Below are 14,485 nucleotides of genomic sequence, written 5' to 3'. Positions count from 1 at the left end.
CCGATCTCGCGCCGAATCGAGCGCGGCGCTTACAGGGCCGAGCCGCGCCATCGGCCGATAAAACCCTATCGGGGCACTTGCCTTCCCCTAAACCTCGTTGGCGTAAATCGCCCCGGTCGTTTACGGATGGCCGGTGTTCCGGCGTCAGATTTGGCCGAGGTCGCAGCCAATACGCCAACTCTCATCGCGCGCCCTCCCGCAACCTGATCCAGGTTGGACCCGACGCGTAAACCTACTCGACAGGAATTTTTAGCGCCGCATTCTTGACGGGAGAAATGTCCATCCCCAAATCGTCGGCCGTCGAGGCCTGAATGGCTCGACAGGCGGCGCCGCAAAGGCGGCGCACCTTGTATCCATGTTGCTTCAAGGAGGATGTGGCTATGAGAACCTTTGACTCCCTTTACCGCTCGACGGTCGGTTTTGACCGCCTCTTCGACATGCTTGACAGTGGCAACCGCCCTGACTGGCCTCCCTACAACATTGAGAAAAGGGGCGACAATGATTATCGCATCGTCATGGCGATCGCGGGCTTCAGCACTGATGAAGTTGAGCTGAGCCAAAACGGTCACGAACTTGTTGTGACCGGCCAGAAAGCCGCCGAACCCCAGAGCCACCAGTTGCTTCATCAGGGTCTGGCACTGGGCAACTTCCGACAGGCATTCAAGCTGGCAGACCACATGAAGGTAACCGGGGCAACCCTGGACGGCGGCTTGCTTCTGATCGACATCGTGCGCGAAATCCCCGAGGAGCTGAAGCCGCGGCGGATCCAGATCGCCACGACAACAGGCCCTGCCGCTCCCAGCAGATCGCCCAGGACGTCGAGCCGGAACGCAAGGTCGCCTGATACCCTGAACGCCAACCTGCGGTCCCTCCCGGCCATTTGGCCGGGAGGCCTTGGATTGCGGAGAAACGGAGATGCTTCAACAAGACATTGCACTGAACAGCGCCCCAAAGGGCGCTTCTTGTTCTTCTCTGGACCCCATCGTGGGAATCCTGACCGACCCCCACCTCGATCGAGACGCCAAACGGGCCAAACTCGCGGCTTGGGCGTCTGATGCCTTCACGGTCCCCGACCGACCGACGTTGCGACGGCTGGAAAATGGCACGGTCGTAATGCTCCGAGACGTCCTGCGAGCCTTGCAGTCGCTGGACGACGTGCCGCAGCAACCTCCGAAGGCACAGCAACGCGTGTTGATGTGGCGGGCCATGGATCGCCGGCGGAAAAGGGAGCGGGGGCGCTGGCGTTGGCCGCGCCGCTTTCCGGACCATGATGATGACGATCCACCGCCTTGCCCCGCAACTATCAAGCCACGCCCGGTCGACCGCGGCGGACCTGCTTTCGCGGCTACAGCCGAGCTGGCGTGCGCTTGAATTGTTGTGGCCGCACAGACCGAGAATAGCGGATCGCCGCCAGAAACCAGCGCCTGGTGGCAAATAACCAACCGTCCCGAGCCCGCCGCTGCCTCTGGCGTCGCGGCGGGCGCCTGACCGGCAATGGAGGAACAAATGGATGCCGACAACATCGCGTGCCGCCGCCTGAAAATGTTGATCGAGCAATATGTCGAGGTGAGAAAGAAACGTCATGACATCGTGTACGTCCAGCAAGCGGGCAAGGCGATCAGGACGGTGCTGCGGGAGTGCCCGGTTACAGGAAGGGCACTCGATGACATGATCGCGGCAAGTGCAGTAGCCCACGGGCTGGGTGTCGCATTCGACGGCCAGTCTGCCTAAGAATGCCTGGCCCACCGCCGGCGGATAGGCGGGGACGCGTGCTGGGGGACCGCGCTCAAGCGCCCGCAGTCATCGAAGAACTTGATGCTGCCGACGCCGGAAACGCCTCGCGCCGCATATCGGGATTTTGGCGCACCACTTGGCCGCGGAACATTCCCCGGTGTTGGAGGTTGGCCCGCATGGTTTGTGTTTCGGGTACAGGCGTGGTTGATGTCGCCATCGTCGGCGGGGGGCCGGCGGGCCTTGCAGCCGCCGTCTATCTTGCCAGATTTCTACGGTAAGTGATGGTTTTCGATGCTGACGACGGGAGGGCCAAACTGATCCCGCGTACCCGAAACTGCCCTGGTTTTCCGGAGGGCCTGCAGGGGGAGGCCTTGCTTTCGCGCTTGAGAATCCAAGCTGTGGCGCACGGCGCTCCACTGGTCAAAGCCGCCGTTGAAAAGGTCGTAACAACCGACGGCGCTTTCTTGCTCGAGACTGACGTTGGCCATTTTTCGGCAATATGCGTCATTCTCGCAACCGGGATCGTGGACAGGGCACCGGCCATCCCCCGACTGCGCCAGGCAATTGACAGCGGATCGATCCGCCTATGTCCCGTTTGCGATGCTTACGAGGCGAGGGGACAGCGGATCGGGGTTGTTGGCGCCGATCAATCGGCATTACGGGAAGCGCTTTTCTTGAAGGACTACAGTCCTCACGTCACAATGCTTTTTAATCATCCGCAAGATGTGTCAAAGGCCACCCGAGAGATGGCGGCACAGGCCCATATAGAAATTTGGGATTCGGTCGATGACTTAGTCCCCCGTGGCGAGGGTTTCACGGTTGCCATGGCCAACGGCGCCTCCAACGCCGAGATCGACGTCATTTATCCGTCCATGGGTTGCGACGTACGCGCGGAACTGGCGATTCAACTTGGCGCCCACTGCGATGACGAGGGTTATATCGTCGTCAACGAGGCCTTGGAAACCTCGGTTCCGGGCCTCTACGCCATCGGCGACGTCGCCAAGGGTCTCAACCAGATCGCGGTAGCATTTGGGCAAGCAGCCACGGCTGCGTCACATATCCACAATGTGCTTCGAACCATGTGACCACGGCATCTAGCAGGTATTTTCGTCAGTGCACGTGACGGAGGACGGCTGTGCTTGGCGACGGTGCGCCCTACCCGGATCCTCGCGGAACGGCCCTGGCCGGCAAATCTGACGATGGGGACGAAGCTCGGTCCATTGCCCGCCCAAGAGCGGCATGACTCAACGCCATCTGTCCAATCACGATGCCTTGCGCAGCGCAGGTGCCGGGCGCCATGCCCGGCACGGTGCTATTTCTTCGCCGTTCTATCGATTGGCTCGCGTCCCAGTGACGCGAGCCACCAGGCAGCTAATGCTTAGGGGTTAACGATGACGCGCTGCTTGTCACGATTCTGCGCATAAGTGCCCTTGTCGTAGGCGATCTGCGCCTCGAGCTGCGCTTTCGTTAGGTTGGTGTAAAGGTAGCGGTTGCCGTTGTTGTCGGTCATGAACTTAAGCTTTTCCATTCCGACTGCGACGGACTTTTCGCCGATTCCAAGAAAGCCGCCGACGTCGACAACGATGGCATCTACCTTTTTATCGGTGGTTAAGACGACGTCGCTAATCTCTCCAACCTTGGCATCATCGGCGCCATATACAGTGGTTCCGATTAGATTCTGCGCACTGATCTTGTCGACCGGCAGTTCTGACAGAGTGGACTTGTCGATGGCGGCGGTGGCTGTCTTGTCAGTGGCAGCTGCTGCCGGGACACCGGGCGCGGCGGCGACCCTATCATAAGCCTTTGTATCGAAGTTAGGCTGGGCCTTGAGATCTTCCTTGGTCGTCTTGGCGACCAGCCAGCGGCTGCCGTTCTTTTCGGCCCATTCAGCCTTGCTGAAGTCATAAGCGACATTCTTTTCACCAATGCCCAGGAAGCCCCCCACGCCTATGATGATGAACTGGGCCTTGCCGTCCTTTGTCAGGACAATGTCTTTTACGTCGCCGATCTTCTCAGCGTCATCTGCGGCACTGTTGTAGACCGCAGCGCCCATGATCTTGCTCACCAAGTTGCCGTCAGGGACTGCCACCGGCGCGGTTGTCGCTGTCTTGGTTGCGTTAGCCGGCTTGGTCGCATCTTCAGAATGAGCGCCGGATACCAGCAGGCCAGATGACAGCAGCGTGACCACGGCGCAGGTAGTCAAAAGTTTGCGGATCATGATATGTTTTCCTTGTGCGTTTCGTTGATGCACGCCGCGCTCGGCTTGACCCGTTGCAAGGGGCCGGGCGCGGCACCCGTTACAACCTCACAACGAGCCTCCTCTGGACAAGTTCCGCCTTGGTCCGTTCCGGTTCGCAAGTGTTGCGCGTTGTTATCTGCGGCCGCGATGCGAAGGGCGGCGGACACGGCCGCCGGTATTAGCCAAGCCAGGTCGTCGTCGCTTAAGCGACAGACTGGCCAGACCGGATGTGCTGACTTCTACCTGCAATTGCCGCAGCTGTTTTGGTGGGTTTTGGCTAGATGGCGTTCAGGGAGTTGAAGCTTCATTTAGGGCCAGGGCAGGCTCCTACGTCGACGTCCCCGAGGACGTCAATGCGAGGCTTGGCATGGCCTCAATTCAACGTCTGACCATAACCGAGTTCCTTCAGTTGGCCAGCGGCCAAGGCCATCAGGGCGAGGCCGACCTCGCAAGGCTCCCAGCCAGCTTCTAGGGCAACGCGTGTAATCTCTTCGATATGAGGAGAAAGGGCATTTTTGCAATCAATGCCCCGGCGCGAGGTCTCGGCTGGTCGCAACCATCTCAATACTTCCTTGTCGATCTCCAATGAGTTTCATCGTTCTGCTCTCAAGCTGTGCATACCTCCGAAAATCTTCTCGTGGCATGGAGGTTCCAGCGGCAATGGCGAGGTTATCGCGCGTTAAATTCTTTGGCCCGAATGTTTGTAGCCACCATCGCCGCACTACGTTAGTCAAGAGCGATCGGTCATCGCGGTTACCCGCTTGCACGAGGTCATGGGCGCTGGCGTCGTCCGCACACCCGGCCAAGCCGGGGTCCGGACAAGACAGGTCCGCCTCGGCCGGTCTGCCGCCAAGGAGAGCAAAAACATCGGCCTTGGTGCACCCCGTCGCGTGCCCTCCAAGGCGGGGTCCGCCATGGAAGGAACCAATGCGATCGGCGGCGGTTTATCTTTTGAAGGGACCGTAACATCCAAGGACGGACCATGATTGAGATCCATAGCTTCGAAGCGGCCAACGCCAGATTGCGCGTAAAGCGCGCTGAGACCTCCTTAAAGCGCGCGAATGACTTGCTGGATGAGGAAGGTGGCGTCGCACTTAATCTGGCACTGTGCGGACGGATCCGGGCCGAGCAAAGGCGCTTGGTCGCAGCCAAAGAACGCTTGATGACGATAGATCCGACCAAGGGCCATTAATCTCCTTCCAAATCACTAGCAGTACCGGCCAGCTGCTTATGCCTGCGGCGCTTTATCTGCGACTGAGCCTATAGTTCCGTTTAAGGCGGAACATCAAACGGGCGGGTCGACCTTGGATCGTCAGACGTTCCTGATCACCTTGAGTAACCGTCATGGATCTGCCGTGTACGCCACGCAGTTGCGAATGCTCCTGAGCCGCCGGTGTCTGGGGTACGGAATAACCGCCCATAAAGTGTTCCCTGAAGGCGGATTCGTACCAGGCACATTGGCATGTCTTTTTTAAATGACGACAAGCGGGGCCCGGTGTCATGTTTGACGCTCATTTCGTTCAACCCTGTTGCCCGCGTGGAGGACAAGATGATTGACCGCCTAAACATTGACCCAGCCCTCTATCCGACCGACTTGAACTCCTTGAAGGCCGTTTTCATTCAGCTGTGCGAAGAAGGCCATTTGCACCCAGGATCGCCAGAAGCTGGGAAGGTAGCAGCAGACCTGGTGCGGCTTTTCCAGAGTGGTATGACCGACGAGACGATGTTGCTCATCGCCATGCGGGCACGCCACCAGGGCCTCAAGCAGGCCAGTTGACCCTCCACTGCTCGATCCATCAACTGAGCAAAGGGCCCGTCGCTGCTTGCTCCAGCGGGCGGGGGTTGGCATGATCAAGTCGTTGGTTCGTCCTTACGATCAAAACGAACAGTAAGCCCGTGCTCAACCGCGCATCTTGCGACCATGTTATCGAGAGTTACTTGCCCGACCGGGGGGGGTAATAATCTGGCGGATCGCTTTGCAGGCAAGTTCTGTAGATACGAAATCGTGGTTCTTTTTTCGGGCTTCGACGTACTGCTCGATAAGGATTTTCAGTCGCCGTTGCGTTATATCGCCTGCGTACATAGCGGGTCCTTTCGAAGTGCGTAGCCAATCAAGTTCACTTTTGGCGTTCCGTTCCATGAAAATGTCCAACGTCCTGCGGCCCCCGGTGGGCGCCGTGCAACGACCGGCGAGTCCTCGATGGCAGCGGCTGATTCGTTGAAGTTCCCTAAGAAACAAAAGGCCCGCTCTTCGATCTGTGGTCGCGCGGCCGAGATCAGGCGGATAGTCGCCGACGCGAAGGGGCGCGTAGGCCAGTTTGAAATTGGGGTACGTGGTTTTCCCCGCGATGACGGCCGCCGCAGAGGCAGGCGGCGAACGGTTGGTTGCCTACCCATGGTACCGCCCTCGGTCTAAGAACAACCACGGTTGCCTCGAGCGACTGATCGGACATTTGCGTACCTAAAGCAGCTCTGATTGCGGACCCGCTCTCAAGCGTTCGTTTCGCCAGCAACGCGTCGAAGCACTGTAAGCGCTCATTTCCATGCGCGTTGACGCGGCCCGTTTGACGGGGTCGCTGTCAGACGGCTGCATCGGATCATGCAGCGGCGGTTTTGGCGAAGTTGAAGGGCAGCAGGTCGGTGATGTCGGCGTCTGTGGCGCGCTGCGGCAATTCGCTGAGGACGTGGCGCAAGTAGGCCAAGGGCTCGACGCCACAGGCGCGGCAGGTCAGCATCAGGCTGTATATGACGGCGCTGGCCCTGGCTCCATCCACGGTATCGCTGAACAGCCAGGATTTTCTGCCGGTGGCAAAGATTCTGATATCGCGTTCGAGGAGGTTGTTGTCGATCGGCATCCTGCCGTCTTCTGTGTATCGCGTCAGGTACTCCCACTGGTTCAGAGTGTAGGACACGGCGTCGCCGATCTTGCTATCGGGCAAGACCTTCGGCGCGATGTCGTCGAGCCATATCTTGAGAGCATTGAGGATGGGAACGCTGTGTTGCTGGCGAAAGCGGCGAATGCAATCGGCTTGTGTTTCGCCCTTGTCCGGCTTTTCGTTCCGCGCTTGGCCTTCAACCCGGTAGAGCTGCTCGAAGAACTTGAGCGCCTGCTCCGGCGGACCGCCCCCCTTCTTTCTTGCCTTGAGGGCATCGACGAAGCGACGTCTGGAATGGGCCATGCATCCCACATGGGTGGCCCCTGCCAGCGTGCGCCATGCGGTATAGCCATCGCTCATCAGTATGCCGCGGTAATCGCCGAGGAAGGCCTGCGGATAAATCTGGCCGCGACCCGGTTGATAATCGAGCAGCACGATCGGCTCGTTACTCTCTTCGCCGCTCCGGTATGCCCACATAAATGATGTGCTGGTGGCCTCCCTGTCCTTTTCCTTCAGGACCTGGACGGTGGTCTCGTCGCCATGGATGAGTGCTTGAGACCTGAGCCGCAGCTTCAGTGCGTCATAGATGCGGGAGAGATGCTTCTCGCTCGATCCGATCACCCAATGCCCCAGAGCGCCGCGGCTGACGGGCACGCCGACTCGCTCGAATGCCTGGCTCAAGCGGTAGAGCGGCGTGCCGTCGACGTACTTGTGAACAAGAGCAAATGCCAGTGTCGAGGCCGTGGCGATGCTGCCCGGCAAGGGCTGCGCGGGCATCGGCGCGATCACGACCGGCGTATTGATGCCGGTGCGGTCGCAATGGCGGCAGGCATACTTGAAGCGCACATTCTGCAGGACCTTCGCCTTCACCTCGATATGAAGCTGCTCGGTAATGGCCTCGCCCATGTGGTGCATCCGGTGACGACAGCAAGGACAGGCCTTCTGATCTTCGGGAAGGTCATACTCGACGCGCTCGCGCGGCAGGTGTTCCGGCAGGGCCTTGCGGCCACGCTTCTTTGCCTCCGGCTTTTCGGTGGACGGAAAGCCGGTGTCCGGCAGGTCGATGACATTGCCATCTTCGCTGCCCGCGTCGTCTTCATCGGCAACCTGTTCGGCTTCATTGAAGAGGCGATCAACGTGCTTTTCGCTCTTGGGCGCAAAACGATGTGAGCGCGCCAGCGCCAACTCTTCCTCGAGCTTAACCACGCGTTCTGCGAGCTGACGGTTCTCCGCCTGCAGCACAGCAATGCGCGCCATCAACTCCTCAACAGTCGGTTCGCCAGGTCGATTCATCGTAGTTTTGAATCTGAACCGCACCGACGCGTCAACCGCACAATTCGGGAGCCGTCAGCCCGCAACCTGATATTGCCGCACCGGATGGCGCACCATTGCATCGATGTCGATGCCGTCGAGAATCCAATGGAGCTGCTCGGTCGTCAGCGTAACCACCGCCGTCTCCCGGCGTGGCCATCGGAACCTGTCTTCGGTCAGCCGCTTCAGAACCAGCACGAAGCCGGACCGGTCGAAGAACAAGAGTTTCATCCGGTCGCGGCGGCGATTGCAAAATGCAAAGACCGCAGGCGCAAATGGGTCAAGCTCCATCACCTCCTGAACCAGGACCGCAAGGCTGTTGATGCCGGCCCTAAAATCGATCGGCTCGCGGTGCAGGTAGACGTTGAGATCAGCGCCCAGTCTGAACATGGCCCAGAGCTCCAATGATCGCCGTCAACGCGTCTACATCACCGCATTCCAGCACCAGCTTCACGCCGTTCGGCAAAGACGCGCTCACCTTGGCTGGGAGTGGCGATGAGCCCATGCTTTCCGACTTCGACAGCCGCTCTTCACCACGCGCAGCAGGCCTGTCCACCGAATTGCTCTGCATAGGCAGGCTGTGGTCCGCAGCGGTGACTTGAACTGGAATGAACGCAGACGGTGCAGGTGGCGGCAAAGCACCGGCGTCTTTGGTCGTCTTTATCCATTTCCGAAGAAGGTTGGCATTGATCCCATGTTCAAGCGCAAGTCGCGATACCGACACGCCAGGCTCAAGGCAGGCCGCAACTAGCCGCTCTTTCGACGCCGGGTCGTACCGCCGGCGGCCGTTGCGCAAAATCCGCCTCACCAGCAGTTTCTGTTCATCGTCCTCAATCACTTGGTGTCCACCTCCGTTAAGTGGACACTTCATGCCAAAACACGCTCAATGGAAAAAGGTGCGGAGAAATTCGCGCTTACGAAGCACTTGCCAGACTCGTTGGCCCATGTCGTGCAGCGGAGCCGCGCCGTTCCGAGGAACTTTGCATGTTGTCCTAAGTTGTGGCCTAACATCGCAGCTTGGATTCATTGGCGTCATGACGAGTGGCCAAAGTCGTTTGGTACCCATGCCAGGAACGGTCGAGTTTGGGGATTTCGCCCAGATTGAGCCATTCAGCCGGGCATTTGGCGGCGATCGCGGCACGCCGCTTGACCGCTACTACATTGAGAGCTTCCTGGGCCGTCATGCCAGGGATGTCAGGGGGCGTGTCGCAGAGATCGGGGACCGTGAGTACACACACCGATTCGGCGGCGAACGGGTGGTGCGCTCTGACATCATCGATGCCCCTGAATCCGCCAATCCAAACGCGACCGTACGGGTCGATCTCCAAAATGATGAGGCTATCGAGGCTTGCTGCTTCGATTGCATGATCGTTACCCAGACACTGCACATGATCTACAATCTTCGCGGGGCCCTTGCGACGATCCATCGTGCGCTGGCCCCGGGAGGAGTAGTGCTGGCGACGGTGCCAGGCATCACGTCCATCGACGCTCATGACGGACCGGAAAAATGGTTCTGGGCGATGACCCAGAGCGCTGCGCGACGCCTGTTCTCGGAAAGGTTCGGCCCTTCCTGCGTCGAGGTTCAGCAATATGGCAATGTGCTGGCTGCCACGGCGTTCCTGCATGGACTCGCCTTCGAGGAGGTAGACCGGGCCAGCCTCGACGTGGTTGACCCTCTCTACCCTGTCATCACAGGCATCCGGGCCACGAAATCTTGGGGGCCTTCATCTCCTGCGTAGTCGATTTGCAACTCGCGCCGGTGCTGTGCTCAGGGCACCGAGTGCAAACGGGCCTTGTCCTGACGCGACCGGAGGAGCTGACGGAAAATCTGACTGGTCAGGACGGCCGACTGACGGATGTCAAAGCAAGCCTGCGCCCGCTTGACGCTCGCGACGGCCATCGCCTTCAGCCGCTCTGGCTGGGCGAGGACGGCGAGCGCCGCCTCTGCCACGCCTTCCCAGCCTCCCGGGTACTCCGAGACGATACCTGGCCATTCGGCTGTACCGATCAGGATGCCGGTCTCCCCCGTAGCGACGATCTCGGGAATACCGCCAACGCCGATCGCCACCACCGGAACGCCAGACGCCATCGCCTCGAGGATCGTGAGCGGCATCGCATCCGCGCGTGACGTGTGCAACAGCAGGTTCAGCGCCGGATAGATCCGGTGCGGCTCGCGGGCGAGGCCGACCATGTGGATGTGCGACTCAAGCCCGCCACGCCGCACGGCTGCGGCAAGGTCCTTTTCCATGGATCCGGTGCCGACCATTGCGAAATGCACGTCAGGGCGCCTTTCCAAGATGAACTCGGCCGCCTTCAGAAACTTGTCCGGGCCTTTTTCCCACGCCAGCCTGCCAACGAAGCCGATCAGCATATCGGAGGGGCCTACATGAATGGTTTGTCGAAACTCGGCCGGATCGGCCGACAGGGGATGGTAGACTGTGAGGTCGACGCCGTTTGGAACAAGGCTCACGAGATCGGACGGCAATCCGACTGCGAGCGCCTGTGACCAGGCTTGCCGACAGACGACGATGGTATGGCTCCCGGTCGTGCGTGCCACGCTGATTTCCTGTGACTGCAAGCTCATGCCATGCAGCGTGGCTACAGTCGGTATCCCACTCAACCTGCCGGCGATGGCGGCGACGGTGTGGGCGTTCATCAGGTGGGCGTGCAGCAGGTCGACGCCGATCTCACGGACCAATGTGCAGATCAGTTCAACCGACCTCCAGGGCGGATCGTCGTGCAGCGGTGCGATGTACACCTCGTATCCTGCGGCGCGTAACGCTTCCGTCATGGCACTCTCGAAAGGACACAGCAGCGAGATCTTGAATTCCGCCGCTGGAAGGTTGGCGGTAAGGTTGCGCACATAGTTTTCCATTCCGCCGACGATCGCGTTCCCCAGGACTTCAAGGATATGTGTGCGCTCGTCAGCCTGGCCGCCGGGAAGCAATCGGGGTGTGCGTGCCATCAGTGGGCTTCCTGTGATGGATTGAGCCTGAGCCAGTCTGATGCGGTACTCCACATGATGGCCTGCCGTCCGGCTGCCGCGACGTCGAGCTGGTCAAGAATGGCGGTCACTTCATCGATTGCGGCGCGGATATGAGCGCCGCTGCAAGGCAGAAACCGGTCGCTGCCGAATTGCAACGAACGGGGACCGATGACGTCAATGGCCTTGCGGAACACCTCTTCGCGATAAATGGGCGGTGGCCCGAACGAAAGATCGAACCGGAACTGGCTTTCGGCCGGATCGATGCCGTTGATCCGGTCGATCACGCCTACGGCGTTGGCTTCATCACACCATGGCCATCCCAGGTGCGCCAGCGTCACACGCAGGCCGGGATGATCCCGCACCGCCTCGTAGAAAGAAGGTCGGCAGAAGCGGCCAGAGCGTCCATCAATGAAGATACCGCTGTGAAACAGGATCGGTAGGTCGAGTCTCGCCGCCACCGCATACACGCGATGCGCACAGTCATCATAGGGATACCAGCCGGTCGGCACCATTTTCAGAGCGCGGATGCCCGGGAGTGCAGCCGCTTCCTCGAGATCCTCGGCCGCTTCCGGATGCTGCGGATTCACAACGGCGAATCCCACGAGACGATCCGGGTGCCTCCTGACCAAGTCGGAAAGGTAGCGATTGCCGGCACGCAGAGAGGCCCTGTCATCGAGACAATACGGCGCTGTAAGAAACGGAGCCAAAAGGAATGCGATGTCGACCCCGGCATCGTCGAGGGACCTAAGCACGTCCGCCGTCGTTTCCTGGCCAGAAGTATGAAGGTGTGCATCGATGATCATTGCCGCGCTCCGCTCGCCACAACTTGCGTCTGCGCCCGTCGTTCCACAGCAAGGCCGAAATCGCGCACATCTGTCTTCCACCGACCAAGGGCTGGTGGCACCCCGCATACCGGCACGAGGAAGCTGTGCCTTTGGCCGGCTGGCTGTCCATAGCGGGCGGCGCGTTGCCGCATTGATCACCAAGGTCAGAAACGCGGCCAACCAAGGGTGACGCAAGCCGGGTTGCGAACCGCACGTGAACTCGATGCTTCATTGCGCATTGGGCTCCTTCAACGCCGCAATCGATACAAACCGCCATCGTCGCTGGCTTCATTGCCGGCTGCAGTGCGTCGACTGTTGGAACAGTTAAGCGCTTCGTAGGTTTCGGGAGTCTCATCCACCAGGAAATCAGGAAATCGAGTTATGGACCACACCAACCATGTTCGGCTCGCGAGCAATGAATTGACCCCCGAAATTGTTGACGGCGCGATCCTGTACGGTGCCGGTGGCGAGAAGGTCGGCAAAGTCTCACATCTCCACGGAAGCCAGGTTGTGATTTATGTCGGCGGCTTCCTCGGCATCGGCGCCAAGCCTGTCGCTGTACCAGCCAATCAGGTGGACTTCATGCGCGACGAGGACGGTGACATTCACGCTGTCGCTAGCTGGACGAAGAACCAACTTGAGAACATGCCAGAGCATCAGGACTGAGAAGTCCCGAGGCTCAGCCTAGGTCGGGGCCGAATACGATGAGACGGAAAGGAGCCGGCTAATGCAGATCGTTCGTACCGAAGTTGTGACTGCCACCGCGCCAAACGGCCAAGCGATCCTTCGGGTCATGTTTCGCGGTGAGGGGAGCGAATGTGTGACCGTGGATATGGCCAGGGTCGATGGTGATGGCGGAGCGGCATTGGCCCGCGCGCTAACTATCCTGATCCAGACCGCGGCTAATTTCGGTTTCGCTGTCAAGGACGACGGCGCTACCAGCAAGGGCGATCTTGATAAAGTTGCAGTTCCGTCGGCACGCGACACGGCTGGCGAGGTTTATGTCTTTGAATATCGCGACGGCGAAACCGCCCGAAGGATACCGCCATCCCGCATGCCGAGCTTTGACGCCGCCCGCGCGGAAGCCATTCGCTGTGCTGTTGATCTCTTGGTCGACTTGCGACCGGGCGCGGACGCGCTATCCGGATGGTTGGTTCGGGTCTCCGATGAAAACGGCAAACGGCTTTATACAGTTGATGTCGCTGAGGCCGAGGCTGCGAGATGGGCAAACAAGTAGGACCCACACAGGATCTGGCATGTAAGCTGTCCCGCCGTCCTCGAAGTCCCGTGCCAACCAAATGCAACCGGCACAAGATCATGAAGGTGATGCTCAGCGTCACTGGCGGGACTCGACAAGGCTCGCGACCAGCAGGATTCAACGCACTTTTCAGGTGCTAGTAGATGCCAATTCTTGCAGAACTGGGGACACCTGACACGCTCACAGATTGGCGATGGGTAGCCGCATTTTCACTCGGTTTTAACGTAGCCGCTCCGCCTAAGCTTTGAGAGCACGTAGCCCACACGCACCGGCCGCAGACAGCGGTCAACCAGACCGCATCACTCCCGGCTCCTCTGTCGTGGAGCCGACCGAGGATGGTTCGCAGCGCTCACGAAGCACGTCTGAAAAATTGACCGTCGCGACAAGATATCCAGCTTCATCGTAGACCCTCGTGCTCGAGCCAGAGTGGTCGACGCCGGCGGGCCGGCCCGCAGTGAGCGCGGCGTGGGCCATCTCTAATGCTCTGGGACTGGCGAGTTCGGCACTTGCCAGTTCCTCCTCGCATGTCGTGGTGCGTCCGAATTCAATGGTCTCAAATCGAAATTTGGGCATGGACACCTCCTGTCTTCAGCAATGAACCTGGCGACGTTGCGTTCCAACCAATGCACCGGAGCGTCGGTAGTCTTGGAGGAAGAAAATTCAAGGCGGCGAGGAACCACTGCGAAACGCCACCGAGACCGCGTGGAAGCACTTTGCCCCGCTTCACCGACTTGTCCTTTAGCCGTCCTGCGATGGACGCACGCCCGATCCTCCCGCGTTCACACGCCAGCTACTACGAACTCCACCCGATCGCCGAGTCCGTCTTGGGTTTTCCTAGGTGGCGGGGAAGGCTGATTGTTGGCGTGGCGCTCGGAACGATCCTGCTGAGGGCCAGCAAGCTTGGCGGGCTCGGGTGGAGGCGGCCGCAACCAACACGTCCACCGCTCGTTGAACTTAGCTGGGTCGATCCCTAGCACTCCAGACCCTGCCCGCCCGTGCTCCCATACGGGCGGGCCTTTTTGCATATGAGCGGAACCTCACATTTGCCGGCTGGTTTGTGTGATGGCAGCCCCTCGCTGCTGGCCAAGGGCGCTTTGCCGGGCCCGCTTCTCCCGCTATCGAGGCGGGTGACCCCCGCTGCCGATAACTGGTCTTGGCGCAGGGTCAATCAGATCTGCCGTGTTGCCTCCGGTTACTACCCGGACGGCGGAATGGCTCCGCGAGAGCGCAGCTCGTGACAGCACAGGCTCGACTGCG

16 protein-coding genes are annotated in these 14,485 nt (G+C 60.0%); 8 read left to right on the top strand and 8 right to left on the bottom strand.

Annotated features, from left to right (window positions below):
- Nucleotides 1-380 precede the first annotated feature (380 nt).
- From AC56QP_RS36080 to AC56QP_RS36070, 3 genes are all read left to right on the top strand, one after another.
- Entirely contained in the window at nucleotides 381-1,055 is a 675-nt protein-coding gene (locus AC56QP_RS36080; RefSeq protein WP_489863884.1) for an Hsp20 family protein, read from the top strand.
- Between the two features lie 451 nt (nucleotides 1,056-1,506).
- Nucleotides 1,507-1,731 (top strand): hypothetical protein, encoded by a 225-nt coding sequence (locus tag AC56QP_RS36075; protein ID WP_489863885.1) that lies wholly within the window; start codon nucleotides 1,507-1,509, stop codon nucleotides 1,729-1,731.
- A 284-nt stretch (nucleotides 1,732-2,015) separates the two neighbouring features.
- Nucleotides 2,016-2,819 carry an NAD(P)/FAD-dependent oxidoreductase gene (locus tag AC56QP_RS36070; RefSeq protein ID WP_489863886.1) on the top strand — a complete coding sequence of 268 codons (804 nt, stop codon included), beginning with the start codon at nucleotides 2,016-2,018 and terminating at the stop codon, nucleotides 2,817-2,819.
- A 293-nt stretch (nucleotides 2,820-3,112) separates the two neighbouring features.
- On the opposite strand, the gene AC56QP_RS36065 is transcribed toward AC56QP_RS36070, so the two are convergent.
- Nucleotides 3,113-3,952 (bottom strand): PRC-barrel domain-containing protein, encoded by an 840-nt coding sequence (locus AC56QP_RS36065; protein ID WP_489863887.1) that lies wholly within the window; start codon nucleotides 3,950-3,952, stop codon nucleotides 3,113-3,115.
- Between the two features lie 394 nt (nucleotides 3,953-4,346).
- Nucleotides 4,347-4,559: a hypothetical protein gene (locus AC56QP_RS36060; RefSeq protein WP_489863888.1), complete on the bottom strand. Its 213-nt coding sequence runs from the start codon at nucleotides 4,557-4,559 to the stop codon at nucleotides 4,347-4,349.
- A 396-nt stretch (nucleotides 4,560-4,955) separates the two neighbouring features.
- Between AC56QP_RS36060 and AC56QP_RS36055 the strand changes: the two genes are divergently transcribed.
- Both AC56QP_RS36055 and AC56QP_RS36050 read left to right on the top strand, forming a co-directional pair.
- Entirely contained in the window at nucleotides 4,956-5,165 is a 210-nt protein-coding gene (locus AC56QP_RS36055; RefSeq protein WP_489863889.1) for a hypothetical protein, read from the top strand.
- A 270-nt stretch (nucleotides 5,166-5,435) separates the two neighbouring features.
- Nucleotides 5,436-5,750: a hypothetical protein gene (locus AC56QP_RS36050; protein WP_489863890.1), complete on the top strand. Its 315-nt coding sequence runs from the start codon at nucleotides 5,436-5,438 to the stop codon at nucleotides 5,748-5,750.
- Nucleotides 5,751-6,570: 820 nt separating this feature from the next.
- Here AC56QP_RS36050 and tnpC read toward each other — a convergent pair.
- The 3 genes from tnpC to tnpA are packed head-to-tail and all read right to left on the bottom strand — an operon-like array spanning nucleotide 6,571 to nucleotide 8,995.
- On the bottom strand, nucleotides 6,571-8,142 hold the full coding sequence (tnpC, locus tag AC56QP_RS36045) for an IS66 family transposase (protein WP_489863891.1): 1,572 nt from the start codon (nucleotides 8,140-8,142) through the stop codon (nucleotides 6,571-6,573).
- 54 nt (nucleotides 8,143-8,196) lie between these two features.
- On the bottom strand, nucleotides 8,197-8,550 hold the full coding sequence (tnpB, locus tag AC56QP_RS36040; protein ID WP_258580693.1) for an IS66 family insertion sequence element accessory protein TnpB: 354 nt from the start codon (nucleotides 8,548-8,550) through the stop codon (nucleotides 8,197-8,199).
- Nucleotides 8,531-8,995, bottom strand: coding sequence for an IS66-like element accessory protein TnpA (gene tnpA, locus AC56QP_RS36035; RefSeq protein ID WP_258599064.1), 465 nt, complete (start codon nucleotides 8,993-8,995; stop codon nucleotides 8,531-8,533). Before tnpA ends, tnpB begins: the two co-directional genes overlap by 20 nt.
- A 199-nt stretch (nucleotides 8,996-9,194) precedes the next feature.
- Between tnpA and AC56QP_RS36030 the strand changes: the two genes are divergently transcribed.
- On the top strand, nucleotides 9,195-9,899 hold the full coding sequence (locus AC56QP_RS36030) for a methyltransferase domain-containing protein (protein WP_497101087.1): 705 nt from the start codon (nucleotides 9,195-9,197) through the stop codon (nucleotides 9,897-9,899).
- 29 nt (nucleotides 9,900-9,928) lie between these two features.
- Here AC56QP_RS36030 and AC56QP_RS36025 read toward each other — a convergent pair whose 3' ends face one another.
- Nucleotides 9,929-11,125 carry a glycosyltransferase family 4 protein gene (locus AC56QP_RS36025; RefSeq protein ID WP_489863893.1) on the bottom strand — a complete coding sequence of 399 codons (1,197 nt, stop codon included), beginning with the start codon at nucleotides 11,123-11,125 and terminating at the stop codon, nucleotides 9,929-9,931.
- The gene (locus AC56QP_RS36020; RefSeq protein ID WP_489863894.1) at nucleotides 11,125-11,949 is read right to left on the bottom strand and encodes an amidohydrolase family protein; all 825 of its coding nucleotides are present in this window, start codon (nucleotides 11,947-11,949) and stop codon (nucleotides 11,125-11,127) included. Before AC56QP_RS36020 ends, AC56QP_RS36025 begins: the two co-directional genes overlap by 1 nt.
- A gap of 402 nt (nucleotides 11,950-12,351) precedes the next feature.
- On the opposite strand from AC56QP_RS36020, the gene AC56QP_RS36015 reads away from it, so the two are divergent.
- On the top strand, nucleotides 12,352-12,636 hold the full coding sequence (locus AC56QP_RS36015; RefSeq protein WP_489863895.1) for a PRC-barrel domain containing protein: 285 nt from the start codon (nucleotides 12,352-12,354) through the stop codon (nucleotides 12,634-12,636).
- 61 nt (nucleotides 12,637-12,697) lie between these two features.
- On the top strand, nucleotides 12,698-13,207 hold the full coding sequence (locus AC56QP_RS36010) for a DUF6894 family protein (RefSeq protein WP_489863896.1): 510 nt from the start codon (nucleotides 12,698-12,700) through the stop codon (nucleotides 13,205-13,207).
- Between the two features lie 306 nt (nucleotides 13,208-13,513).
- On the opposite strand, the gene AC56QP_RS36005 is transcribed toward AC56QP_RS36010, so the two are convergent.
- Nucleotides 13,514-13,801, bottom strand: coding sequence for a hypothetical protein (locus AC56QP_RS36005; RefSeq protein WP_497101086.1), 288 nt, complete (start codon nucleotides 13,799-13,801; stop codon nucleotides 13,514-13,516).
- Between the last annotated feature and the right edge of the window lie 684 nt (nucleotides 13,802-14,485).

The organism is Mesorhizobium sp. RCAM 05104 (assembly GCF_059683645.1).
Note: the sequence above shows the minus strand (reverse complement) of the source record. Positions and strands in the feature narration are given on the sequence as shown.

Coding starts and splice junctions, on each gene's coding strand:
- AC56QP_RS36050 (WP_489863890.1), top strand. CDS start 5,436: ATGTCTTTTTTAAATGACGACAAGCGGGGCCCGGTGTCATGTTTGACG.
- AC56QP_RS36065 (WP_489863887.1), bottom strand. CDS start 3,952: ATGATCCGCAAACTTTTGACTACCTGCGCCGTGGTCACGCTGCTGTCA.
- AC56QP_RS36030 (WP_497101087.1), top strand. CDS start 9,195: ATGACGAGTGGCCAAAGTCGTTTGGTACCCATGCCAGGAACGGTCGAG.
- AC56QP_RS36055 (WP_489863889.1), top strand. CDS start 4,956: ATGATTGAGATCCATAGCTTCGAAGCGGCCAACGCCAGATTGCGCGTA.
- tnpC (WP_489863891.1), bottom strand. CDS start 8,142: ATGAATCGACCTGGCGAACCGACTGTTGAGGAGTTGATGGCGCGCATT.
- AC56QP_RS36015 (WP_489863895.1), top strand. CDS start 12,352: ATGGACCACACCAACCATGTTCGGCTCGCGAGCAATGAATTGACCCCC.
- AC56QP_RS36010 (WP_489863896.1), top strand. CDS start 12,698: ATGCAGATCGTTCGTACCGAAGTTGTGACTGCCACCGCGCCAAACGGC.
- AC56QP_RS36020 (WP_489863894.1), bottom strand. CDS start 11,949: ATGATCATCGATGCACACCTTCATACTTCTGGCCAGGAAACGACGGCG.
- AC56QP_RS36005 (WP_497101086.1), bottom strand. CDS start 13,801: ATGCCCAAATTTCGATTTGAGACCATTGAATTCGGACGCACCACGACA.
- AC56QP_RS36075 (WP_489863885.1), top strand. CDS start 1,507: ATGGATGCCGACAACATCGCGTGCCGCCGCCTGAAAATGTTGATCGAG.
- AC56QP_RS36025 (WP_489863893.1), bottom strand. CDS start 11,125: ATGGCACGCACACCCCGATTGCTTCCCGGCGGCCAGGCTGACGAGCGC.
- tnpB (WP_258580693.1), bottom strand. CDS start 8,550: ATGTTCAGACTGGGCGCTGATCTCAACGTCTACCTGCACCGCGAGCCG.
- AC56QP_RS36080 (WP_489863884.1), top strand. CDS start 381: ATGAGAACCTTTGACTCCCTTTACCGCTCGACGGTCGGTTTTGACCGC.
- AC56QP_RS36070 (WP_489863886.1), top strand. CDS start 2,016: ATGGTTTTCGATGCTGACGACGGGAGGGCCAAACTGATCCCGCGTACC.